The organism is Tabrizicola sp. (genome assembly GCF_036781545.1).
Lineage (GTDB): Bacteria > Pseudomonadota > Alphaproteobacteria > Rhodobacterales > Rhodobacteraceae > Tabrizicola.
The window spans coordinates 1-19,886 of the sequence record NZ_DAIQAT010000009.1 but is presented as its reverse complement, the minus strand read 5'-3'; the positions used below and the strand labels follow the sequence as shown (position 1 = coordinate 19,886).

At 67.4% G+C, this 19,886-nt stretch carries 20 protein-coding genes and 1 other RNA gene; 17 read left to right on the top strand and 4 right to left on the bottom strand.

Annotated features, from left to right (window positions below):
• Window positions 1-12 precede the first annotated feature (12 nt).
• The 6 genes from V7Q39_RS03360 to V7Q39_RS03335 all read left to right on the top strand — a co-directional run bounded on the left by V7Q39_RS03360 (window position 13) and on the right by V7Q39_RS03335 (window position 5,932).
• Window positions 13-921 (top strand): lysophospholipid acyltransferase family protein, encoded by a 909-nt coding sequence (locus V7Q39_RS03360; RefSeq protein WP_333814980.1) that lies wholly within the window; start codon window positions 13-15, stop codon window positions 919-921.
• Between the two features lie 85 nt (window positions 922-1,006).
• Window positions 1,007-1,825 (top strand): phosphonate ABC transporter ATP-binding protein, encoded by an 819-nt coding sequence (gene phnC / locus V7Q39_RS03355; protein ID WP_333814979.1) that lies wholly within the window; start codon window positions 1,007-1,009, stop codon window positions 1,823-1,825.
• 50 nt (window positions 1,826-1,875) lie between these two features.
• Window positions 1,876-2,772 (top strand): phosphonate ABC transporter substrate-binding protein, encoded by an 897-nt coding sequence (phnD, locus tag V7Q39_RS03350; protein WP_333814978.1) that lies wholly within the window; start codon window positions 1,876-1,878, stop codon window positions 2,770-2,772.
• 142 nt (window positions 2,773-2,914) lie between these two features.
• A complete protein-coding gene (gene phnE, locus V7Q39_RS03345; protein WP_443082485.1) occupies window positions 2,915-3,718 on the top strand; it encodes a phosphonate ABC transporter, permease protein PhnE in 804 nt (267 codons plus the stop codon).
• Between the two features lie 173 nt (window positions 3,719-3,891).
• Window positions 3,892-5,220, top strand: coding sequence for a phosphonate ABC transporter, permease protein PhnE (gene phnE, locus V7Q39_RS03340; protein WP_333814976.1), 1,329 nt, complete (start codon window positions 3,892-3,894; stop codon window positions 5,218-5,220).
• 37 nt (window positions 5,221-5,257) lie between these two features.
• Window positions 5,258-5,932, top strand: coding sequence for a chloramphenicol acetyltransferase (locus V7Q39_RS03335; RefSeq protein WP_333814975.1), 675 nt, complete (start codon window positions 5,258-5,260; stop codon window positions 5,930-5,932).
• Here V7Q39_RS03335 and phnF read toward each other — a convergent pair.
• Complete coding sequence (gene phnF, locus V7Q39_RS03330; RefSeq protein ID WP_333814974.1) at window positions 5,923-6,633, bottom strand: phosphonate metabolism transcriptional regulator PhnF; 711 nt, start codon at window positions 6,631-6,633, stop codon at window positions 5,923-5,925. The two genes, V7Q39_RS03335 and phnF, sit on opposite strands and share 10 nt — an antisense overlap.
• 119 nt (window positions 6,634-6,752) lie before the next feature.
• Here phnF and phnG point away from each other — a divergent pair, with 119 nt between their 5' ends.
• Genes phnG through phnN form a run of 7 tightly spaced genes read left to right on the top strand, consistent with a single transcriptional unit; the run spans window position 6,753 to window position 11,746 of the window.
• The gene (gene phnG, locus V7Q39_RS03325) at window positions 6,753-7,196 is read left to right on the top strand and encodes a phosphonate C-P lyase system protein PhnG (protein WP_333814973.1); all 444 of its coding nucleotides are present in this window, start codon (window positions 6,753-6,755) and stop codon (window positions 7,194-7,196) included.
• Window positions 7,193-7,762: a phosphonate C-P lyase system protein PhnH gene (gene phnH / locus V7Q39_RS03320; RefSeq protein WP_333814972.1), complete on the top strand. Its 570-nt coding sequence runs from the start codon at window positions 7,193-7,195 to the stop codon at window positions 7,760-7,762. The genes phnG and phnH overlap by 4 nt, the downstream gene beginning before the upstream one ends.
• Entirely contained in the window at window positions 7,762-8,868 is a 1,107-nt protein-coding gene (locus tag V7Q39_RS03315) for a carbon-phosphorus lyase complex subunit PhnI (protein WP_333814971.1), read from the top strand. The genes phnH and V7Q39_RS03315 overlap by 1 nt, the downstream gene beginning before the upstream one ends.
• A complete protein-coding gene (locus V7Q39_RS03310) occupies window positions 8,865-9,755 on the top strand; it encodes an alpha-D-ribose 1-methylphosphonate 5-phosphate C-P-lyase PhnJ (protein ID WP_333814970.1) in 891 nt (296 codons plus the stop codon). The genes V7Q39_RS03315 and V7Q39_RS03310 overlap by 4 nt, the downstream gene beginning before the upstream one ends.
• A gap of 5 nt (window positions 9,756-9,760) precedes the next feature.
• Window positions 9,761-10,537 (top strand): phosphonate C-P lyase system protein PhnK, encoded by a 777-nt coding sequence (gene phnK, locus V7Q39_RS03305; protein ID WP_443082484.1) that lies wholly within the window; start codon window positions 9,761-9,763, stop codon window positions 10,535-10,537.
• Between the two features lie 4 nt (window positions 10,538-10,541).
• Entirely contained in the window at window positions 10,542-11,225 is a 684-nt protein-coding gene (gene phnL, locus V7Q39_RS03300; protein WP_333814968.1) for a phosphonate C-P lyase system protein PhnL, read from the top strand.
• Window positions 11,222-11,746 carry a phosphonate metabolism protein/1,5-bisphosphokinase (PRPP-forming) PhnN gene (gene phnN, locus V7Q39_RS03295; protein WP_333814966.1) on the top strand — a complete coding sequence of 175 codons (525 nt, stop codon included), beginning with the start codon at window positions 11,222-11,224 and terminating at the stop codon, window positions 11,744-11,746. Before phnL ends, phnN begins: the two co-directional genes overlap by 4 nt.
• Here the strand turns inward: phnN and V7Q39_RS03290 are convergent.
• On the bottom strand, window positions 11,728-12,399 hold the full coding sequence (locus tag V7Q39_RS03290; RefSeq protein WP_333814965.1) for a DUF1045 domain-containing protein: 672 nt from the start codon (window positions 12,397-12,399) through the stop codon (window positions 11,728-11,730). The two genes, phnN and V7Q39_RS03290, sit on opposite strands and share 19 nt — an antisense overlap.
• Window positions 12,400-12,503: 104 nt before the next feature.
• Here V7Q39_RS03290 and V7Q39_RS03285 point away from each other — a divergent pair, with 104 nt between their 5' ends.
• Both V7Q39_RS03285 and V7Q39_RS03280 read left to right on the top strand, forming a co-directional pair.
• On the top strand, window positions 12,504-13,649 hold the full coding sequence (locus tag V7Q39_RS03285) for an alpha-D-ribose 1-methylphosphonate 5-triphosphate diphosphatase (RefSeq protein WP_333814964.1): 1,146 nt from the start codon (window positions 12,504-12,506) through the stop codon (window positions 13,647-13,649).
• 295 nt (window positions 13,650-13,944) lie between these two features.
• Complete coding sequence (locus tag V7Q39_RS03280; protein WP_333814963.1) at window positions 13,945-15,621, top strand: alpha/beta hydrolase; 1,677 nt, start codon at window positions 13,945-13,947, stop codon at window positions 15,619-15,621.
• 112 nt (window positions 15,622-15,733) lie between these two features.
• Here the strand turns inward: V7Q39_RS03280 and ffs are convergent.
• An RNA gene (gene ffs, locus V7Q39_RS03275) (signal recognition particle sRNA small type) lies at window positions 15,734-15,830 on the bottom strand.
• Between the two features lie 104 nt (window positions 15,831-15,934).
• Between ffs and V7Q39_RS03270 the strand changes: the two genes are divergently transcribed.
• Together V7Q39_RS03270 and V7Q39_RS03265 are read left to right on the top strand one after the other, a co-directional pair.
• On the top strand, window positions 15,935-17,308 hold the full coding sequence (locus V7Q39_RS03270) for a hypothetical protein (RefSeq protein WP_333814962.1): 1,374 nt from the start codon (window positions 15,935-15,937) through the stop codon (window positions 17,306-17,308).
• A gap of 184 nt (window positions 17,309-17,492) precedes the next feature.
• Window positions 17,493-19,517 (top strand): NADPH-dependent 2,4-dienoyl-CoA reductase, encoded by a 2,025-nt coding sequence (locus V7Q39_RS03265; protein WP_333814961.1) that lies wholly within the window; start codon window positions 17,493-17,495, stop codon window positions 19,515-19,517.
• A gap of 76 nt (window positions 19,518-19,593) precedes the next feature.
• Here the strand turns inward: V7Q39_RS03265 and V7Q39_RS03260 are convergent, their stop codons facing one another.
• The gene (locus V7Q39_RS03260; protein WP_333814960.1) at window positions 19,594-19,854 is read right to left on the bottom strand and encodes an EF-hand domain-containing protein; all 261 of its coding nucleotides are present in this window, start codon (window positions 19,852-19,854) and stop codon (window positions 19,594-19,596) included.
• Window positions 19,855-19,886: the final 32 nt, after the last annotated feature.

Genomic DNA, 19,886 nt, shown 5'->3' with positions numbered 1-19,886 from the left:
GGAGAGCCCAGGATGCTCGACGCGCTCGCCAACTTCGACAGTCTCCCGGTCGCACCGCAGGTCGACTTCACCTATTCCCACCCGGGCCAGTCGCTCTTCCGCCGCAGCCTGATCCGCGCGGTCGAGATGCTGACGGGGCAGCCGAAGTTGCGTCGCCTCTACCTCAACTGGGCCTGGAGCGACCGCGCCCCCGGCGTCCCGGTCTTCGCGGGCGCCCTGGGCCAGTTGCGGATCCAGCCCCGCATAGCGGCGGGCGCGGAGCATCTTCAGGCCGTTCCGGCCAAGGGCGGATTGCTGCTGGTGGCGAACCATCCCTTCGGGGTGGTCGACGGGCTGACCATCGGCCATCTGGCGATGCAGCTTCGCGGCAACGTCCGCATCCTGACCAACAGCCTGCTCTGCCGCGTCCCCGAGGTCGATCCCCACCTGCTCCCCGTCAATTTCTCCGGCACGCCCGAGGCGCGCAGGCTGACGGCCGAGACGCGGCGGCAGGCCGCGGCGCTTCTCCAGGCGGGCAAGGTCGTCGCGGTGTTCCCGGCGGGCGGCGTCGCGACCGCGAACCGGCCGCTCAGGGGCCGCGCGGTGGATTCGCCCTGGCATCCCTTCGTCGGACGGCTGGCGACGATCCCCGGCGTGACCACGCTGCCGGTGCATTTCTCCGGCCAGAACTCGCGCCTCTTCCAGATCGCGAGCCGCACCTCCTATCCGCTCCGCGTCGCGCTGGTCTTCCACGAAACCCGCCGCCGGATGGGCCAGCCGGTCGAATTGCGGATCGGCGCGCCGGTCCCAGCCTCCGACCTCGCCCGGATCGACCGCGACCAGGTGGCAACCGAGCTTCGCCGCCGCTGCATGGCGCTGGCCGTCCCCGCGCTGGCTGACCCAGACGAGGTCTACATCTGGCCCAGCCACATCAGGTGGTAGCCGTCACACAAGGTTCACTCACCCTTCGGACGACTGTCATATCCGCCCGCTAGGACCGTCCCAGACCAAAGCGAAGGGATCATCGATGCTGGATGTGCAGCGCGTGACGCGGATGTTCGGCCAGAAGGCCGCCGTCGACAGCATCAGCTTCCAGATCGACCGTCCCGCCTTCGTCGGCATCATCGGCCGCTCGGGCGCCGGGAAATCCACCTTCCTGCGCATGATGAACCGGCTCCTCGACGCCACCTCGGGCGAAATTCTGGTCGAGGGCCGCAACGTCCTCGCCCTGAAGGGCGCCGAGGCCCGCGCCTGGCAATCGCACTGCGCGATGATCTTCCAGCAGTTCAACCTAGTGCCCCGGATGGATGTCGCCTCGAACGTCCTGCACGGCATCCTGAACCGCCGCTCCACGCTCCAGACCATGTTCAACCTCTGGCCCCGCGCGGATATCCTGAAGGCGCTGGAAATCCTCGACCGCCTCGGCATCGCCGAACAGGCGCCCAAGCGCGCCGAGGCCCTGTCCGGCGGCCAGCAGCAGCGCGTCGCCATCGCCCGCGCGCTGATGCAGGACCCCAAGATCATCCTGGCCGACGAGCCCATCGCCTCGCTCGACCCGATGAACGCGCAGGTGGTGATGGACGCCCTCAAGCGCATCAATGTCGAGGACGGCCGCATGGTCATCGCCAACCTGCACACGCTCGACACCGCCCGCCGCTACTGCGACCGCGTCATCGGCATGCGCGACGGCCGCATCGTCTTCGACGGCACGCCCGACCAGCTGTCCACCGGCGTCGCCCGCGACATCTACGGCGCCGACGCCAACTTCAACGAGGCCGCCACCTCGACCGCCATCCCTTCCGACACCAGCCCGGACCGCAGCTACGCGGATCTCATGCTGTCGTGACCCGCCCGATCCTTCCCGGCCGCCAAGGCCCTAACTCTCATGGAGACCCCATGCAAAAGCTGCTGACTGCAACCGCTCTTGTCTCGCTCATGGCCACCTCGGCCTTCGCGCAAGAGATCAAGGGATTCAACATCGGCATCCTCGGCGGCGAGAACGCCCAGGACCGCCTGGCCTCGAACGAATGCCTCCGCGCCAAGATCGAGGCCGAGCTCGGCGTCCCGGTCAAGCTCTTCACCCCCGCCGACTACGACGGCGTGATCCAGGGCCTGCTCGGCGGCACGCTCGACTATGCCTGGCTCGGTGCCAGCGCCTATGCCAAGATCCAGTTGACCGACCCGGAAGCCGTCGAGGTCAAGCTGACCAAGGAAAACTCCAACGGCTCGACCGGCTATTATTCCATCGCCTTCGCCCGCAAGGACTCCGGCATCACCAAGATCGAGGACGCCAAGGGCAAGGTCTTCGCCTTCGCCGAGCCGAACTCGACCTCGGGCTATCTCGTCCCCGGCGCGGAACTGACCGCCACCTACGGCGACCTGCCCTCGTTCTTCAAGGAAGTGAAGATGTCCGGCGGGCATGAGCAGACCATCGTCGGCGTCGCCAACGGCACCTTCGACGCGGGCGTGTCCTGGGCCGATGGTGTCGGCAACTGGGAAGACGGCTACAATTCGGGCGCCTTCCGCAAGGCCGCCGACGCGGGCCTCGTCGACATGAACGACATCGTGGAAATCTGGCGCTCGACCCTGATCCCGGAAGGCCCGATGGTCGTCCGCAAGGCCCTGCCGCAGGACGTGAAGGACAAGGTCACCAAGCTGACCGCCGATCTGTGGGAAACCGATGCCGAATGCGCCTATGGCGTGGCCGCCGGCGAGGCGAAGGACTTCGTCCCGGTCGAGGCCTCGGCCTATGACGGCATCCTCGCCGCCCGGCGTCTGCAGGAAGGCAGCTGATCCTTCCCTTCCGGCCGGACCCCGATGCTCCCCGGGGTCCGGCCTTTCCCTTTTCCCGGACCGCTACATGGTAGACGCCGCCTTCGGGCCCGAACCGGGCCGCCGCCCGAACCTTGCAGACCCGCGCGAGGCCTATCTCGACATGGTCCGTCGCAAGCGGATGTATGGCGGCATTCTCCTCGTCGTCTTCGTTGCGCTCATGGCCTCGGGCTGGAACCTCGCCGAAGACCGCAATGCCGGCGGCTTCCTGAACGGGCTCGGCCAGATCTTCGCCTTCCCCTCCGAGGTGCTCTCGGAAGCCTGGGTGAAGCGGGCGGCATTGCCCGGCATCTTCCTCGCCCATATCCCCGCCCTGATCGAGACGCTGAACATCGCCGCCGTCGCCACGCTGGTCGGCGCCCTGATGGCGATGACGCTTTCGCTTCTTGCCACCCGCGGCCTTGCCCGCTGGCCCGCCCTCATCCCGGTGTTCCGCCGCACGATGGACGCCCTGCGCGCGATGCCGGAAATCGTGATCGCGCTGGTGCTGATCTTCATCCTCGGCGGCGGCCCTGTCCCCGCGGTCATCGCCATTGCGCTTCACACCGGCGGCGCCCTCGGCAAGCTCTTCTCCGAAGTGGCCGAAAACGCCGACCTCAAGCCCGTCGAGGGCCTGGCCTCCGTCGGCGCCACCTGGGGCCAGCGCATGTGGCTGGGCGTCCTGCCGCAGGTCGCGCCGAACTGGCTCAGCTACGCGCTCCTGCGGTTCGAGATCAACGTCCGCGCCTCGGCCATCCTGGGGTTCGTAGGGTCGGGCGGCATCGGTTACGACCTGAAACTCGCCATGCAATGGGGCCAGGGCCGTTACGATCAGGTCGTCGCCATCTTCGCCCTCCTGTTCTTGACCATCGTCGTGATCGACCAGATCTCCGACCGCTACCGGCAGAAGCTGGTCCGGGGGAGCTGACCGATGCGCCACATCTGCGCCGCAGCCCCCCACCCCCGTCCCCTCCCCACCAACGGAGAACGGAGGCTCCCGGCCCGTCTACCGCGCGCCCGTGTCCACCTCTCGCTTCCTTCCCCCCGCGTGAGGGAGGGATGGGTGGGCGCGCCAACGCCATCATCCAAAGGGGCGACCCGATGACCGCCACCCTCTCCCCCAGCCTCGCCGACACGGTGACCCGCCGCTTTGCGTCCCGGACCCGGATGGCCTTCGCCATCCCCGCCGCGATCCTGGCCTATCTCGTCTATGCCGCTATCAGCTTCGACATCGCCGGTCTTATGCAGCGTGCCCGCTTCGACAATGCCGCGATTCTTCTGGGCGACTTCTGGTCGTACAAGACCCATGTCACCCGCGACAACCGCAGCGACCGCGTTACCGTGGCCATTGAGGGCGAGGCCAAGGGCACCTACCCCGACGGCATGCTCCCCGACTGGGTCATGATCAGCGGAACCACCACCGCCATCGACCTCGGCGACGGCCACATCGTGACCTATGACGATCAGGGCGCGCGCTATGTCATTCCCGGCTACGGCACCATCGACATCCACCCCGTCGCCGGCAAGCCCGTCCTGACCGCGCCTCAGCCGATCCCCGACTGGATCTCCGTCTCCGAGAACAAGGTCAGCGCCACCACCGACCACGGTCGCTTCAGCTACAGCCGCTCGAAGGTCGAAACCTTCAAATACGAACCCGGCTGGGAGCTGTGGTTCTTCACCCTCGACAGCCCGTTCTACGGCAAATCCTGGACCGAGCTGTTCACCCTTGCCACCAGCGCCGACCGGATCGACCCGGCGCGGTCGAACCTCGGCTACATGGCCAGCCAGTTCTGGACCAACAAGATGTGGCGGCACGGCGACGTGGCCTGGGCGATTTTCGAGACGATCCTCATGGCCTTCCTCGGCACGATGACCGCCGCGCTGGTGGCCCTGCCGCTGGGTTTCCTTGCCGCACGGAACTTCAATCCCCTCGGCCCCCTGCGCTTCGCCGCCCGCCGGGTCTTCGACTTCATCCGCGGTGTCGATGGCCTGATCTGGACCATCATCCTCTCGCGCGCCTTCGGCCCCGGCCCGATGACCGGCGCCATCGCGATTGCGATCACCGATACCGGCACCTTCGGCAAGACCTTCTCCGAAGCGCTGGAGAATATCGACGAGAAACAGGTCGAAGGCATCCAGTCCACCGGCGCGAACAGCCTGCAGCGCGCCCGGTTCGGAGTGATCCCCCAGGTCACTCCCGTCCTCCTGAGCCAGATCCTCTACTATCTGGAGTCCAACACCCGCAGCGCGACCGTGATCGGCGCGATAGTCGGCGGCGGCATCGGGCTTCTCCTCACCCAGGCGATCATCACGCAGAAGGACTGGGAGGAAGTCGCCTATTACATGGTCCTCATCATCCTGATGGTCATGGCGATGGACAGCCTCTCCGGCTGGCTGCGCCGCAAGCTGATCAAGGGCACGCAAGGCTGACGGCGGGATGGGGCGGGCTGCAGAAGGTTAAAAGATCATGAATGCCCAGAAGCAACGCATTGAAAACATTGACCCCGATCAAGTGCCCGCGCGCGGGCACCGCCTGTCCGCCGATGGCCCGGTCATTCATCCCGGCTGCCAGGTGGTGAACTCCACCTTCGGCCCCTGGACCGAGGTGGGCGAAGGCAGCCGCGTCCTCAACTCGACTTTGGAAGCCTACGCCTACTGCGACCGCCTGTCCGACATCGCCAACGCCACGGTGGGCAAGTTCGCCAACATCGCCGCGCTGACCCGGATCGGCCCGACCGACCACCCGATGGAAAACGCCAGCCTGCACCACTTCCTGTACCGCTCGACCCGCTACTGGGACGACATTGCCGACGATGCCGATTTCATGGCCCACCGCGCCGGCCGCCGCACCGTGATCGGCCCGGATACCTGGCTGGGTCATGGAGTGATCGTCAAACCCGAGGTGACCATCGGCGCGGGGGCGATCATCGCTTCCGGCGCGGTGGTGACCAGGGATGTGCCACCCTACATGATCATGGCCGGCATCCCGGCCCAACCCCTCCGTCCCCGCTTCGCGCCCGGCATCGCCGACCGCCTCATGGCGCTCGCCTGGTGGGACTGGAACCACGCCCAGCTCCGCGCCGCCCTTCTCGACTTCCGGTCGCTGAAGGCCGAGGCGTTCCTGGAGAGATATCAGGGCTGATCCGCCACCGTCAGCGTGACCCGCTCGCCCGCGAACCAGGTCGTGCCCAGCTCGACGGGCGTCCCGGCCGGATCCACGTTCACCGCCACCGTCCGCATCACAGCGGCCCCCGGTCGCACCGCCAGACCCACCGCCAGCACCGGATCGGCCAGCTGCGCCGTCAGCCGCGTCTCGGCGCGGGTGTAGTCGGTGAGCCCCGCGTCTGCGAGGGAACGGGTGATCGAGCCCGTCTCGCGGACCGAGGCCAGCAGACCCGGAAACCGGGCGGCGGGGAAGATCGACCGGAAGACTGCGATGGGTTGCCCGTCGGCCAGCGAGATTCCCTCGACCACATGCACCGCATCGCCCGGCTTCAAGCGGAGGATACGGGCTTCCCCGGGATCGCAGGGGCGCGTCTCGGTCCGGCTGATCCGGCGCGAGGGGGTCTGCCCGGCGGCGAGCACGTTCTGGTGGAAGCGGACTCGCCGACCCAGCGGATAGTCAGTCGGCCGCTGCGCCACGAAGACCCCAGCACCTTGCCGGGAGTGGACGAGGCCACGCTCGGCAAGCGCGGCAAGCGCATGGCGGACGGTGTGGCGGTTCACCCCGAAGCGCGCCGCCAGCGCCGCCTCGGTGGGCAGCCGGTCGCCGGGACGATAATGACCCGCCGCGATCTCTTCGGTCAGCGCCGCCGCGATGGCGGACCAGATGGCTTCCTTCAAGAGCTTATCCTGTCACTAAAAATTCACAACTCTCCGGTTGGCCGACGGCCCACCGTCAGGTATTATTTGTATAGTTGTCTAGTATCCTAGACAACCCCCTTAACCTGTCGAGATGAAAAATGACCGACGCCTCGCCCTTGGCCCGCAAGACCTGGATGGCCACGCTTGCCAAGGCTTCGCCAGCCCGGCTGGCTGCGCTTGTGCCGGATCTTCCGGCGCATGCCGTCCTTCGCCAGCCCGAGATCGGCGCGGTGATGGTGCGGGGGCGTGTCGGTGCCACCGGCGCGGCCTTCAACCTTGGCGAAATGACGGTCACGCGCGCCTCGGTCAGGCTTGAGACGGGCGAGGCAGGGCACGCCTGGGTGCAGGGCCGCGACAAGGATCACGCGCTGCGGGCGGCGGCGGTGGATGCGTTGATGCAGACCGGGCAGGCCGCTGACCTGATGGTGCGGGTGCTGCAGCCGCTGGAGGCTGAAGCCTGGGCCGCCCGCGCGGCCCGTGCTGCGAAGGCCGCAGGCACCAAGGTCGATTTCTTCACCATGGTCCGGGGAGAGGACAAATGATCGCCGACGTGCTTGAGGGCGGCTTCACCGAGGCCCCCGTCCAGTCCGCCCGCGCCTTTCGCGAGCTTCTGGAAGCGATGGCGCGACCGGGCACGATCCGGCGGGTCGAGGGGGCGACACCGCCCGCCCCCCTGTCCATCGCGGCGGGTGTCGCGCTTCTGGTCCTTACTGACCCGACAACGCGCCTGCACCTTGCGGGCGGGGCCGACTGCCCCGCTGTGCGCGACTGGGTGGCTTTCCACATCGGTGCGCCGCTGGCCACGGCCGAAGAGGCAGACTTCGCAGTTGGCACCTGGGGGGCGTTGCAGCCAGTCTCCCGCTTCCGGATTGGCCAGCCCGACTATCCCGACCGTTCGGTCACGCTGATCGTCGAATGCGACCGGCTGGTGAACCACGGCGCCTGCCTGACCGGCCCGGGGATCGAGACGGCAACCTGGCTGAACCTGCCGGAGACAGCGGCCTTTCGGGCCAACCGTGCGCTGTTCCCCCTGGGCTTCGATACGCTTTTCACCGCCGGCGACCGCATCGCCGGCTTGCCCCGGTCCACCCGCGTGGAGGCAATCTGATGTATGTGGCCGTAAAGGGTGGCGAACGCGCCATCGACAATGCGCATGAGTGGCTGGCCGAGGAGCGCCGGGGCGATCCTTCGGTGCCGGAGCTGACGATCCCCCAGATCCGCGAGCAGATGAAGCTGGCGGTCAACCGGGTGATGGCCGAGGGTTCGCTTTACGACCCAGACCTTGCGGCGCTGGCGATCAAGCAGGCGCGTGGCGACCTGATCGAGGCGGTCTTCCTGATCCGCGCCTACCGTACCACCCTGCCGCGCCTGGCATCCTCACGCCCGGTGGATACCGGCGCGATGGCTGTGGACCGGCGCATCTCGGCGACTTTCAAGGATTTGCCGGGCGGGCAGGTGCTGGGGCCGACCTTCGACTATACGCACCGTCTTCTGGACTTTGCATTGATGGCCGAAGGCACGACACCGAACGAAAAGGTGCCCTCTCCTCCTGTGGGACAAGGCAGCGCTGAAAGTGAAAGCCACGTCCCGCATGTGACCGACTTCCTGAACCGGGATGGGCTTATCGAAGAAGAGGCGCTCTCCGAGACGATGCCCCCAGACCTGACGCGCGAGCCGATGGAACTGCCTGCCAACCGGGCGCTGCGCCTGCAGGCGCTGACGCGGGGCGACGAGGGCTTCGTGCTCTCGATGGCCTATTCCACCCAGCGGGGCTATGGCCGGACCCATGCCTTCGTCGGTGAGTTGCGGACCGGCAAGGTCGCGGTCGAGGTCGACATCCCCGAGCTGGGCTTCACGGTCGAGATCGGCGAGATCGAGTTGACCGAATGCGAGACGGTGAACCAGTTCAAGGGCTCGAAGACCGAGCCGCCGCAGTTCACCCGCGGCTATGGGTTGGTGATGGGCCAGTCCGAGCGCAAGGCCATCGCGATGAGCCTCGTGGACCGGACCTTACGCTGGCAGGAGCTGGGCGAGGATTTCACCGGCGCCCCCGCGCAGGACGAGGAATTCGTCCTGATGCACTGCGACAACATCCAGGCCACCGGGTTCCTCGAACATATCAAGCTGCCGCATTACGTCGACTTCCAGGCCGAGCTGGAACTGGTGCGCAAGCTGCGGGCCGAGGCCGGGGCGATGCAGGAGGCGGCGGAATGACCAGACATCTTGCAGCCGAGGCCTACAATTTCGCCTATCTCGACGAACAGACCAAGCGGATGATCCGCCGGGCGATCCTGAAGGGGATCGCGGTGCCGGGCTATCAGGTGCCCTTCGCCAGCCGCGAAATGCCGATGCCCTACGGCTGGGGGACGGGCGGGGTGCAGGTGACGGCGGCCTGCCTTGTGCCCGAGGACCGGCTGAAGGTCATTGACCAGGGGGCGGACGATACGACGAACGCCGTCTCGATCCGCCGCTTCTTCCAGCGCACGGCCGGGGTCGCGGTGACCGAGGCGACGGCAGAGGCCACGGTCATCCAGACCCGCCACCGCATCCCCGAGACGCCGCTGACCAAGGGACAGATCCTTGTCTATCAGGTCCCGATCCCGGAACCGCTCCGCTTTCTGGAGCCCCGCGAGACCGAGACGCGGAAGATGCACGAGCTGGAGGAATACGGGCTGATGCATGTGAAGCTGTACGAGGACATCGCAAGGCACGGCCAGATCGCGACCTCGTATGCCTATCCGGTGAAGGTCGAGGGGCGCTATGTGATGGATCCTTCGCCGATCCCCAAGTTCGACAACCCGAAGCTTGCGGGCAGTCCGGCGATCCAGCTGTTCGGCGCAGGGCGCGAGCAGCGGATCTATGCGCTGCCGCCCTGGACCCGGGCGGTGAGCCTCGATTTCGACGACCACCCGTTCGAGACCTCGAAGGCCCCGCATGATTGCGACCTCTGCGGCGCGAAGAACAGTTACCTCGACGAGGTCATCACCGACGACCAGGGCGGGCGGATGTTCGTCTGCTCGGACACCGATTACTGCGCCGGGCGACGCGCGCGGGGGATGAAGGGGCGTCTCTGGGCGCCCGAGCCGGAGGGAGCGGCATGACGGTGATGGAGAAGGTGGCTGCCACCGACCAGCCCTTGCTGAAGGTCGAGGGGCTGACCAAGCGTTATGGGCCGCGGATCGGCTGCGCCGATGTGTCCTTCGATCTCTACCCCGGCGAGGTGCTGGGCATCGTCGGCGAAAGCGGCTCTGGCAAGTCGACGCTGCTGTCCTGCCTTGCAGGGCACCAGCGGGCGGACCTTGGTCGCGTCAGCTACGACGGCCGTGACGTGCTGGCGATGTCGGAAACCGAGCGCCGGCGGCTTGGCCGCACCGACTGGGCCTATGTCCACCAGAATCCGCGCGACGGGTTGCGCATGGGCGTCAGCGCGGGCGGCAATGTGGGCGAGCGGCTGATGGCGGTGGGGGCGCGGCACTATGGGCAGATCCGCGGCAAGGCCGTGGACTGGCTGGGCCGGGTCGAGATTGCCGCCGACCGGGTGGATGACCGCCCCTCGGCCTTCTCGGGCGGGATGCAGCAGCGGTTGCAGATCGCGCGGAACCTCGTCACCTCGCCGCGGCTGGTGTTCATGGACGAGCCTACCGGCGGCCTTGACGTAAGCGTGCAGGCGCGGCTTCTGGACCTTCTGCGCGGGCTGGTGCGGGACCTGGGCCTGTCGGTGATCATCGTGACCCATGACCTTGCGGTGGTGCGGCTTCTGGCGCACCGGCTGATGGTGATGAAGTCGGGCCGGGTGGTGGAGCAGGGCCTGACCGATCAGGTGCTGGACGATCCGCAGCATGCCTATACGCAGCTTCTCGTGTCCTCCGTCCTGCAGGTGTAGACCCATGATCCGTATCGAGAACCTGTCGAAGTCCTTCACCCTGCACAATCAGGGCGGCGCGGTGATCCCGGTGATGGCCGGGGCGTCGCTAACCGTATCGGCTGGCGAATGCGTGGGCCTCACCGGCCAGTCGGGTGCGGGCAAATCCACCCTGATGCGGATGGTCTACGGCAATTACCTGACCGCCGGGGGGCGCCTTGTCGTGGGCGATACCGACGTCGCCACCGCCGAGCCGCGCCAGATCATCGCGCTTCGCCGCCATACCCTTGGCTATGTCAGCCAGTTCCTGCGCGTCGTCCCCCGTGTCCCCACGCTGGACGTGGTGGCCGAGCCCCTCCTTGTCCTCGGCACCCCGGCAACCGAGGCCCGCGACCGGGCGGCGAGCCTTCTTGAACGCCTCAACATCCCCGAACGCCTCTGGGCCCTTTCGCCCACCACCTTCTCGGGCGGCGAGCAACAGCGGGTCAACATCGCGCGCGGCTTTGCCCATTCCTACCCCGCGCTCCTCCTCGACGAACCCACCGCAAGCCTCGACGCCGCCAATCGGGAGGTCGTGCTGACCCTGATCGAAGAAGCCAAGGCACGCGGCGCAGCGATCCTGGGCATCTTCCACGACGAAGGCGCGCGGGCACGGGTCTGCGACCGGCTGGTCGATGTCATCAGCTTCACCCCTGAGGCTGCCGCATGATCTTTGCCATCGTCGGTCCCTCGGGCGCCGGGAAGGACACGCTGATCCGGGGGGCGATGACCGCCCGGCCCGACCTCCGCCTCGTCCGCCGTGTCATCACCCGCCCGACCGAGGCCGGGGGCGAGGATTTCGAGGGCGTCACCCCGGAGGATTTTGCCCACCGTCAGGCGCGCGGCGATTTTGCCCTGACCTGGCAGGCGCATGGCCTGTCCTATGGTATCCCCAAGGACCAGGTCTCCGGCCCCGGGGACGTGATCTTCAACGGTAGCCGGGCGGCCCTGCCTCTGGCCGTCCGCACATTCCCCCTGCTCCGCGTGATTCTCGTCACCGCACCGGACATCGTGCTGTCCGCCCGTCTTGCCGCTCGTGGCCGCGAGACGCCCGAGGATATCCGCGCCCGTCTGTCGCGCGCCGCTTTCCAGATGCCCGAGGGGATCGCATTCCAGGCCGTGGTGAACGACGCGACGCCCGAGACCGGGACCGCCCGCCTCCTGGCTGCGCTTCAACCGGTGAGGGCGTAGCGATGCAGAAGATGGAAGCGGCCCGACTGGTCTTCGCCGAAAAGACACAGCTCGTCGATCACGAAGGGGCGCGGCAGGACAGGGGTGAAGAACATCTTCAGCGCGGCGCTGACCGGTCCGGGAGCCTCCAACTGATCGGTCAGCGTCAGATGGAAGCGGAACTCCTCCATCACGAAAGGGTAGCCCCAACGCTCCAACAGGTCACGCTGGCGGGGGGAAAGCCGATCCGGGCGACGCCGGGCGATCTCGGCCTCGCTCAAGGGCGCGCGCAGGGCGTTCGTCGCCTCCACTACCGCCGCGCCAAGATCAAGGAGCGCCGCCTCGCACCCCACCGGCGTCAGCGCGACGAAGCCGTGCAGCACCTCGACCTGCAACCCTTCGCAGGTGACAGGTGCAAGGCGCGCGGCAAGCTCGGCCACACAGTGGCGCACGGAAGCCTCCGTCACCTCCGCGGCCAGCCGGAAGGGCGCACGGAGCGTCCCGTGGAAGCCATAACGCCGCGGCTCGGCGGTGATGGCATGGGGGTCGCCAATACCCGCCAGCACCGGCTGCGGCAGGTCGCGGTCATTGCCGGGCTCACGGCCCAGCCATTCGTTGGCGCGGTAGGCAAAGACCCCATCACGTGGGGCATAGTAGACGGCATAGCGCTTCATCTGGTCCATGCGGGTCGGGGTAGACGGCTTTTGTCACACCGGTGTGACGGGACCATGTCACCAGGTGCCAGCGAATTTCCCACTGCAAGACCCCAGAGGACCAGATGACCCGCGAAACCATCCTTGCCAATGCCACCCTGGTTCTGCCGGAGGAAATCTTGCACGGGCAGATTCGGATCGTCGATGGCCGGATCGTGGATATTACGGAAGGCCGGGCCGTGCCCGCAGGTGCGGAAGATTGCGGTGAAGACCTGCTGATACCCGGCCTGATCGAATTGCACACCGACAACCTCGAACGCCATATCGAGCCCCGGCCCAAGGTCGACTGGCCCCATGCCGCCGCGATCATCGCGCATGATGCGGAACTGGCCAGTGTCGGCATCACCACGGTCTTCGATGCCCTGCGCGTGGGGTCGGTGGTGTCGAACGCCAAGGCGAACTACGGCGAATATGCCCGTGCCCTGGCGGACGAGATCCTGGACCTGCGGGCCGAGGGCGCGCTGAAGATCAGCCATTTCCTGCACCTGAGGGCCGAGGTCTGTTCCGAGACCCTGGTCGAGGAGCTGGACAAGTTCGGTCCCGAAGACCGGATCGGCATCGTGAGCCTGATGGACCACACGCCCGGCGAGCGGCAGTTCCGCGACCTGACCCAGCTGCGCAAATATGTCATGGGCAAGCACGGCATCAGCGAGGCCGAGTTCGAGACCCATGTGGGGACGCAGAAGGCACTGTCGGCCCAACATGGCGCCACCCACGAAGCCGCCGCCGTTTCCGCCGCCCGCCGCTACGGCGCTGTCCTTGCAAGCCATGACGACACCGACGTCAGCCATGTCGCCCGCTCGGCAGATCACGGCGTGCACTTCGCCGAATTCCCCACGACCGTCGAGGCCGCCCGGGCCTGCAACGATCACGGCATCAAGGTGATGATGGGGGCGCCCAACCTCATCCGCGGCGGCAGCCATTCCGGAAATGTCGCCGCCGCCGATCTGGCCGAGGCCGAGCTTCTGGACATCATCTCCTCTGATTACGTGCCGTCATCGCTCCTCTCGGCCGCGCTGATGCTGGGCGATCTGTGGGGCGACATCTCCCGTGGGGTTTCCACCGTCACCAGAGCCCCCGCCGAGGCCGTGGGACTGCTGGATCGGGGGAAGATCGCCCTGGAGGCACGGGCCGACCTCGTCCGGGTTTCGAGGATTGGAAGTGCCGGAGCCGTGCGCGGAGTCTGGGTCCAGGGACGACGGGTGGCTTAGCCACTCGCCGACACGCGCCGGTCTCCTGGCCGAAGACCCGGGAAATTGCAGAAAGGAATGGGCCCCCTGGACTTGCAGATCGGGCCTTCCCCATTCGTGCCAGCTTTCTCTGGCACCAGGCCCTTGAGCGCTAGGGCATTCTTCATTTAGCGGGCTCCCTCAGACGAGAATCTGACGCGATCCTGAAATCAGTGTCGGCAAGTCGAAAGCCCGGGCATAACATCTTGACCATATGCAATGTGGAAAAGGCCGGGCAACACCTCGCAGGACCGTCACGGCAGAGTTGGAGAGGCGCATGACCAAGGCCATTCTTGCCCGGATCATCGGGCCGCTCTCGGTTCCCTGCCTGCTTATAGGGCTGATGTTGTTCGCAGCATCGCTGACCCCGTCGCTGATCCCCCGCGGGCCCGAGGTTCAGGGCGTGCTCGGCGGCCTGATGATGGCGATGGGCTATCTGGCGGGCCAGATCGTCGCGCTTCTCTGGCGCGCCGCCGACCTGCCCCGGCTGTCCGGGCGACCAGCGCAGATCATGACCTGGATTGCCGCGGCAGGACTCGGCGCGGTGTTTTTCTGGGTCCTCGGGTCCAGCCTGCGGTGGCAGAACGATCTGCGCGCCAAAATGGGAATGGAACCCGCCGATGCGTTGAATCTGGCAACGATCATCCTGATCGCAGCCACCATATTCGCCGCTGCCTTCCTGCTGGGCCGACTGGTCGCTTCGTTCTTCCGCCTGATCCGGTCCCGGCTTTACCGCGTGATGCCCCCCCGGCGGGCGAATGTGTTGGGCTTCGTCGCAGTCGTGGTGATCCTGTTTGTCGTGACCCGGGACGGCATCCTGGATAGCGTGGTGGCGGGCCTCGACGAAAGCTACGAGACCGCGCAAGTCCTCTTCGAAAAAGCGCCGCCCCCGCCGGACGACCCGCGCAAGACAGGAAGCGCGGCATCCCTTGTCGACTGGGCGGCGATTGGCGAGCCCGGGCGGGACTACATCACCACCGGCCCGGATGCCGCAGACATCCAGGCCTTCACGGGACGGCCCGCGCTGAACCCGATCCGCGTCTATGTCGGCCGCGCCAATGGCGACACCCCGCGTGAGCGGGCCGAGCTGGCGCTAGCCGAACTGCAGCGGCTTGGCGCCTTTGAGCGCAAGGTCCTTATCATAGCCAGTCCTACGGGCACCGGCTGGATGGACCCCGGCGCCATGGACCCGGTCGAATTCATGCACGGCGGCGATATCGCGACCGTGGCGGTGCAGTATTCCTACCTGCAATCCCCCCTTGCCCTGATTCTGGAAACCAATGCCGGTCTGGAACAGGCCATAGCCCTGCAGGACGTCGTCCACGGCTACTGGAAGACGCTCCCGCGCGAGAGCCGCCCGCGCCTCTATGTCCACGGCCTAAGCCTTGGGGCTTGGTCGTCGATGCATGCTACGAACATTTTCCGCCTGCTGGACGACCCGATCGACGGCGCCTTCTGGGCTGGCCCGCCGTTTCCGTCCGGGTTCTGGAACTACGTCCAGAACCAGCGCAACCCCGGCAGCCCCTGGGTTCTGCCCAAGATCGGGGAAGGATCGTTGATCCGCTACGCCTCGCATACAGCGGATGCCTCGCAGGCGAAGGGGGAATGGGGCAACATGCGGATCGTCTTCCTGCAGTATTCCAGCGACCCGGTGGTCTTCTACGATCCGGCCTCGCTTTGGCGTGCCCCGCAGTGGATGCGTGAACCGGCCGCTGCGGACATGTCCGACTATTTCGTCTTCGTGCCGATCGTCACCCAGTTCCAGCTGGCACTGGACATGGCGCTGTCCTTCGGCGCCCCTCCCGGTTACGGCCATACCTACTTTGCGCGGGACTACATCGGCCCCTGGGTGCAGGTCACCAATCCCGAGGGTTGGACGCCCGCCGATACCCGACGGCTGATCGCGCATTGCAGCGCGAAATTCGCAGAAGGCTGCGTCGACATCCGGCCTTGACGGGGCTGCAACCTGCGCCACAAGCGCTTGCCCTGGCGCCTCTTCGAAATGCGGTCAGGACCAGACCGCGCCGAGGCGACCATGATGCGCCACGCGCCGTAGGGGGTGATTGGGTGAGAGGCTGGACAACGACCCAAGCGGGGCTCGTTACGGCTGCTTCCTTCCGGACCTGACCGGGTTGGCGAGGCGCCTGCCCGCGCCAACCTCTCGCGGGGTGATATAGGCGGGGGCGGCAGGATTGGCAAGGAAGGTGATGGGCGTTGCCTTGCCAAGGTGTCCTGGTCCAGTCTTGCAGCAGCGAGAGGAGGCCGGAATGAGCAGATTGCAGCGCCTGGACTGGCCCGACAACGGAACGCCGGACCTGCCGCCCACCTTCACTCTGGCAGAGGCGGAGGGACGGCTGGCCGCAGTCAGGGGCGCGATGGCCGGGGCCGGGTATCAGGCGCTGGTGGTCTATGGCGACCGGGAGCACGCGGCGAACTTGCACTGGCTGACGGGATTCGATCCCCGATTCGAGGAGGCGGTGCTGGTCGTGACCGAGGGCGATGCGCTCTTGATCGCGGGGAACGAATGTCTGGCCTATACGGTGGTGTCGCCGCTTGTCATGGCGGGACGGGTTCGGACCGGGCTTTGCGCCTCGCTGTCGCTGCCGAGCCAGCCGAGGGGCTCGCGGCGGCTTTGGGAGTGGCTGGATGAGGCGATCCCGGCAGGGGCCAGGGTCGGCGCGGTGGGCTGGAAGTGGTATGGCGCCGAGGAGCTGCCGCTAGGCGCGGACCCGGCGCTGGCACTGGACATCCCGGCCTTCCTGGCCGATCCGCTGCGCGAGCGGGCGGGGCGGGTGGAGAATGCCACTGCACTTTTCATGCATCCCGGCCATGGGCTGCGGGCGCGGGTCGACGTCGACGACATCGCCCGGCTGGAGTTTTCCAACCACATGGCGGCTTCTGCGCTGAAGCGGATGGTCTTTGCTCTTCAGGAGGGGATGACCGATTTCGCGGCGGTCGAGGCGGCGCGGATCGGGGGCCTGCCGCTCGGCTGCCATGTGACCTTTGCCATGGGCGACACGCCGGGGCTGTCGGGGCCGGTGGGCGACAGGGTCTGTCGCGGCGTGCCCGCCAGCTTCAACATCGCGCATTGGGGGTCGAACATCTGCCGCGCGGGCTGGATGGCGCGGGGCGAGGGCGACCTGCCTGCGTCAGCGGCGGGGTATCTGGAGGAGTTCGTCTTTCCCTACGCCCGCGCCATGTCCAGCTGGTGCGCGATGATGCGGCCGGGCGTCACCGGCGGCGCGGTCTGGGCGATGATCGACGACCGGCTGCCGGACCGGTTCGGCATCACGCTGAACCCCGGCCATCTGATCGGGCTGGACGAATGGATGTCCTCGCCCATCATGCCGGGGTCGGAGATTCCGCTGGCCTCGGGCATGGCGATGCAGATGGACGTGATCCCGGCGCATCCGGGCTGGGGATCGACCCGGATGGAGGACGGCTATGTCATCGCGGACGCGGCCCTGCGTGAGGCGCTGGCGCGGACGCACCCGAACGTCGCCCGGCGCTGCGCTGCGCGGGCGGAGTTCATGGCCCGCGTGATCGGGATGGAGGTCCCGGAGAGCCTGCTGCCGCTGGCCGAGACCTGCGGGATCATCGCGCCCTGGCTTCTGGACCCCGCGCAAGTGGTGGTGCTGTAGGGCGGATTCGAGTGAAGCCATCGGGGGATTGCCCGCGAGGAACTTCGTCTGCGGCTGGCGCCGGGAAAGCATGGCCATCCCGCTGCACGTCCCTCTTCCTGCCGAGGAAAGATGCCGGTGACGCCGCGTTCCGGATGACGGCAGGATCGGCCTTCGCCATTCTGCCCGGCGAGGAGAGACCGCCATGACCAGCTATCCGCACCTTCTGTCGCCGATCACTCTGGGCGGCGTGACCCTGCGCAACCGCAGCCTGATGGGTTCGATGCATACCGGGCTGGAGGAGACGGGGGACTGGGGCCGGGTCGCGGCCTTCTATGCGGCGCGGGCGCGGGGCGGGGCGGGGCTGATCGTGACCGGGGGCATGGCACCGAACCGCGAAGGCGGGGTGTTTCCTGGCGCGGCGGGGCTGTTCTCGGCCGAGGATATCGGCAACCACCGGCGGGTGACGGAGGCGGTCCATGCCGAGGGCGGGCATATCGCGATGCAGATCCTGCATGCGGGGCGCTATGCCTATGGCAAGGACTGCGTGGCCCCCTCGGCGGTGAAATCGCCGATCTCGCCCTTTGCCCCGCTCGCGTTGGACGAGGCGGGGATCGAGACCCAGATCGCCGATATCGCCACGGCGGCGGCGCGGGCCATCGAGGCTGGGTATGACGGCGTCGAGGTGATGGGGTCGGAGGGCTATTTCCTGAACCAGTTCCTCGTCACCCATACCAATCGCCGCACGGACCGCTGGGGGGGACCCTACGAGAACCGGATGCGGCTGCCGGTCGAGGTGGTGCGACGGGTGCGCGCGGCGATGGGGCCGGGGGCAGTGCTGGTCTATCGCATCTCGCTGATCGACCTGGTGCCGGAGGGCTCGACCTGGGACGAGGTCGTGCAACTGGCAAAGGCGGTGGAGGCGGCGGGGGCGTCCGTGCTGAACACCGGGATCGGCTGGCACGAGGCGCGGGTGCCGACAATTGCCACCTCGGTCCCTCGCGCGGGTTTTGCGCATCTGACGGCGCGGCTGCGGCCGGAGGTTTCGATCCCCGTGATCACCTCGAACCGGATCAACAGGCCGGAGGTGGCAGAGCGGCTACTGGCCGAGGGCGTGGCGGACATGGTGTCGATGGCGCGGCCCTGGCTGGCGGATGCCGAGTTCATGGTCAAGGCGGCGTCAGGCCGTGCGGCAGAGATCGCGCCCTGCATCGCCTGCAACCAGGCCTGTCTGGACCATACGTTCAGCGGCAAGCTGACCTCATGCCTGGTCAACCCGCGCGCCTGCCATGAGACGGAACTGCTCTATACGCCCGCCCAGGTGGTGAAGCGGGTGGCCGTGGTGGGCGCGGGGCCAGCGGGGATGATGACCGCCATCGTTGCCAGTCAAAGGGGGCATCAGGTCACGCTGTTCGACAAGGCAGCCGAAGTCGGCGGGCAGTTGAACCTGGCGAAGCGGGTGCCGGGGAAGGAGGAGTTTCACGGGCTGGTGGACTGGTTCACCACGATGCTGCGCGCGCCGGGGATCGCGTTGCGACTGGGGCATGAGGCGACGGTGGAGGACCTGAAGGGCTTCGACGAGGTGGTGATCGCCACCGGCGTCACGCCGCGCGATCCGGGGATTCCGGTCGAGGGTGGGGCGAAGGCGCTGTCCTACATCGACGTGCTGAAGGGCGCGCCGGTGGGCCGCCGCGTGGCGGTGGTCGGTGCGGGCGGGATCGGCTTCGACGTGGCCGAGACGCTGGTGGAGGATGGCGTCAGCCCGACGCTGGACGCAGGTCTCTGGCGGCAGGAATGGGGGGTCAGCGCGCCATGGCAGGACCGCGGCGGGCTAGCCCCCGAGGGGCCGCAGCCGCAGCCGCCGGCACGGGAAGTGCATCTGTTGCAGCGCAAGGCGGAAAAGCCGGGGCGTCATCTGGGCAAGACGACCGGATGGATCCATCGGGCCACGCTGGCGATGAAACGGGTGCGGATGCAGGGCGGGGTGAACTACGAGCGGATCGTGCCGGAAGGGTTGTGGATCAGCCACGGGCCAAACCGCGACCAGCTGGAACTGCTTGCCGTCGATGCCGTGGTGCTGTGTGCAGGGCAGGAGCCGGAACGGAAGCTTTCGGCAGAGCTGGACCGGTGCGGCATCCCCCACCATCTGATCGGCGGGGCGGATGTGGCCGCCGAACTGGATGCCAAGCGCGCGATTGATCAGGCCGCGCGCTTGGCGGCAGGGCTTTAGCAACGCTCGTCGGTGACTTCGCCCCCCCTCGCGCAAGGCCCGAGGAGAAGACGAAGTCGAACGACGAGGCGCGGCGTCAGCCGTTGGTGGCGGCTTCCGGCGCCTTGATCGCGCCACTGTCCAGCGCGGCCTGCAACTCGGTCGCATCGACGTTGCCGTCGGCATTGGTGTCGATGGCCTTGAAGCTGTCCTCGGTCAGATCCGTCCAGACTGCCTGAAGCTCGACCAGCGACCAGCTGCCGTTGCCATCGGTGTCCGGCACATCCGGCAGGGTAGCCTGCGCGAAGGCGGCCGAAGCCAGAGCGAACGGGGCAAGCACAAGTGCGATGCGTTTCATGGAAGTCTCCTTTTTCTATCCACGATTGCGGG

Bases quoted from the DNA above. Each gene is read 5' to 3' on its own strand.
- phnE (WP_333814976.1), top strand. From the start codon at position 3,892: ATGACCGCCACCCTCTCCCCCAGCCTCGCCGACACGGTGACCCGCCGC.
- phnK (WP_443082484.1), top strand. From the start codon at position 9,761: ATGGAGAAGGTGGCTGCCACCGACCAGCCCTTGCTGAAGGTCGAGGGG.
- phnC (WP_333814979.1), top strand. From the start codon at position 1,007: ATGCTGGATGTGCAGCGCGTGACGCGGATGTTCGGCCAGAAGGCCGCC.
- V7Q39_RS03310 (WP_333814970.1), top strand. From the start codon at position 8,865: ATGACCAGACATCTTGCAGCCGAGGCCTACAATTTCGCCTATCTCGAC.
- phnD (WP_333814978.1), top strand. From the start codon at position 1,876: ATGCAAAAGCTGCTGACTGCAACCGCTCTTGTCTCGCTCATGGCCACC.
- V7Q39_RS03260 (WP_333814960.1), bottom strand. From the start codon at position 19,854: ATGAAACGCATCGCACTTGTGCTTGCCCCGTTCGCTCTGGCTTCGGCC.
- V7Q39_RS03335 (WP_333814975.1), top strand. From the start codon at position 5,258: ATGAATGCCCAGAAGCAACGCATTGAAAACATTGACCCCGATCAAGTG.
- V7Q39_RS03270 (WP_333814962.1), top strand. From the start codon at position 15,935: ATGAGCAGATTGCAGCGCCTGGACTGGCCCGACAACGGAACGCCGGAC.
- phnG (WP_333814973.1), top strand. From the start codon at position 6,753: ATGACCGACGCCTCGCCCTTGGCCCGCAAGACCTGGATGGCCACGCTT.
- phnE (WP_443082485.1), top strand. From the start codon at position 2,915: ATGGTCCGTCGCAAGCGGATGTATGGCGGCATTCTCCTCGTCGTCTTC.
- V7Q39_RS03315 (WP_333814971.1), top strand. From the start codon at position 7,762: ATGTATGTGGCCGTAAAGGGTGGCGAACGCGCCATCGACAATGCGCAT.
- V7Q39_RS03290 (WP_333814965.1), bottom strand. From the start codon at position 12,399: ATGAAGCGCTATGCCGTCTACTATGCCCCACGTGATGGGGTCTTTGCC.
- V7Q39_RS03285 (WP_333814964.1), top strand. From the start codon at position 12,504: ATGACCCGCGAAACCATCCTTGCCAATGCCACCCTGGTTCTGCCGGAG.
- V7Q39_RS03265 (WP_333814961.1), top strand. From the start codon at position 17,493: ATGACCAGCTATCCGCACCTTCTGTCGCCGATCACTCTGGGCGGCGTG.
- phnN (WP_333814966.1), top strand. From the start codon at position 11,222: ATGATCTTTGCCATCGTCGGTCCCTCGGGCGCCGGGAAGGACACGCTG.
- phnH (WP_333814972.1), top strand. From the start codon at position 7,193: ATGATCGCCGACGTGCTTGAGGGCGGCTTCACCGAGGCCCCCGTCCAG.
- phnL (WP_333814968.1), top strand. From the start codon at position 10,542: ATGATCCGTATCGAGAACCTGTCGAAGTCCTTCACCCTGCACAATCAG.
- V7Q39_RS03360 (WP_333814980.1), top strand. From the start codon at position 13: ATGCTCGACGCGCTCGCCAACTTCGACAGTCTCCCGGTCGCACCGCAG.
- V7Q39_RS03280 (WP_333814963.1), top strand. From the start codon at position 13,945: ATGACCAAGGCCATTCTTGCCCGGATCATCGGGCCGCTCTCGGTTCCC.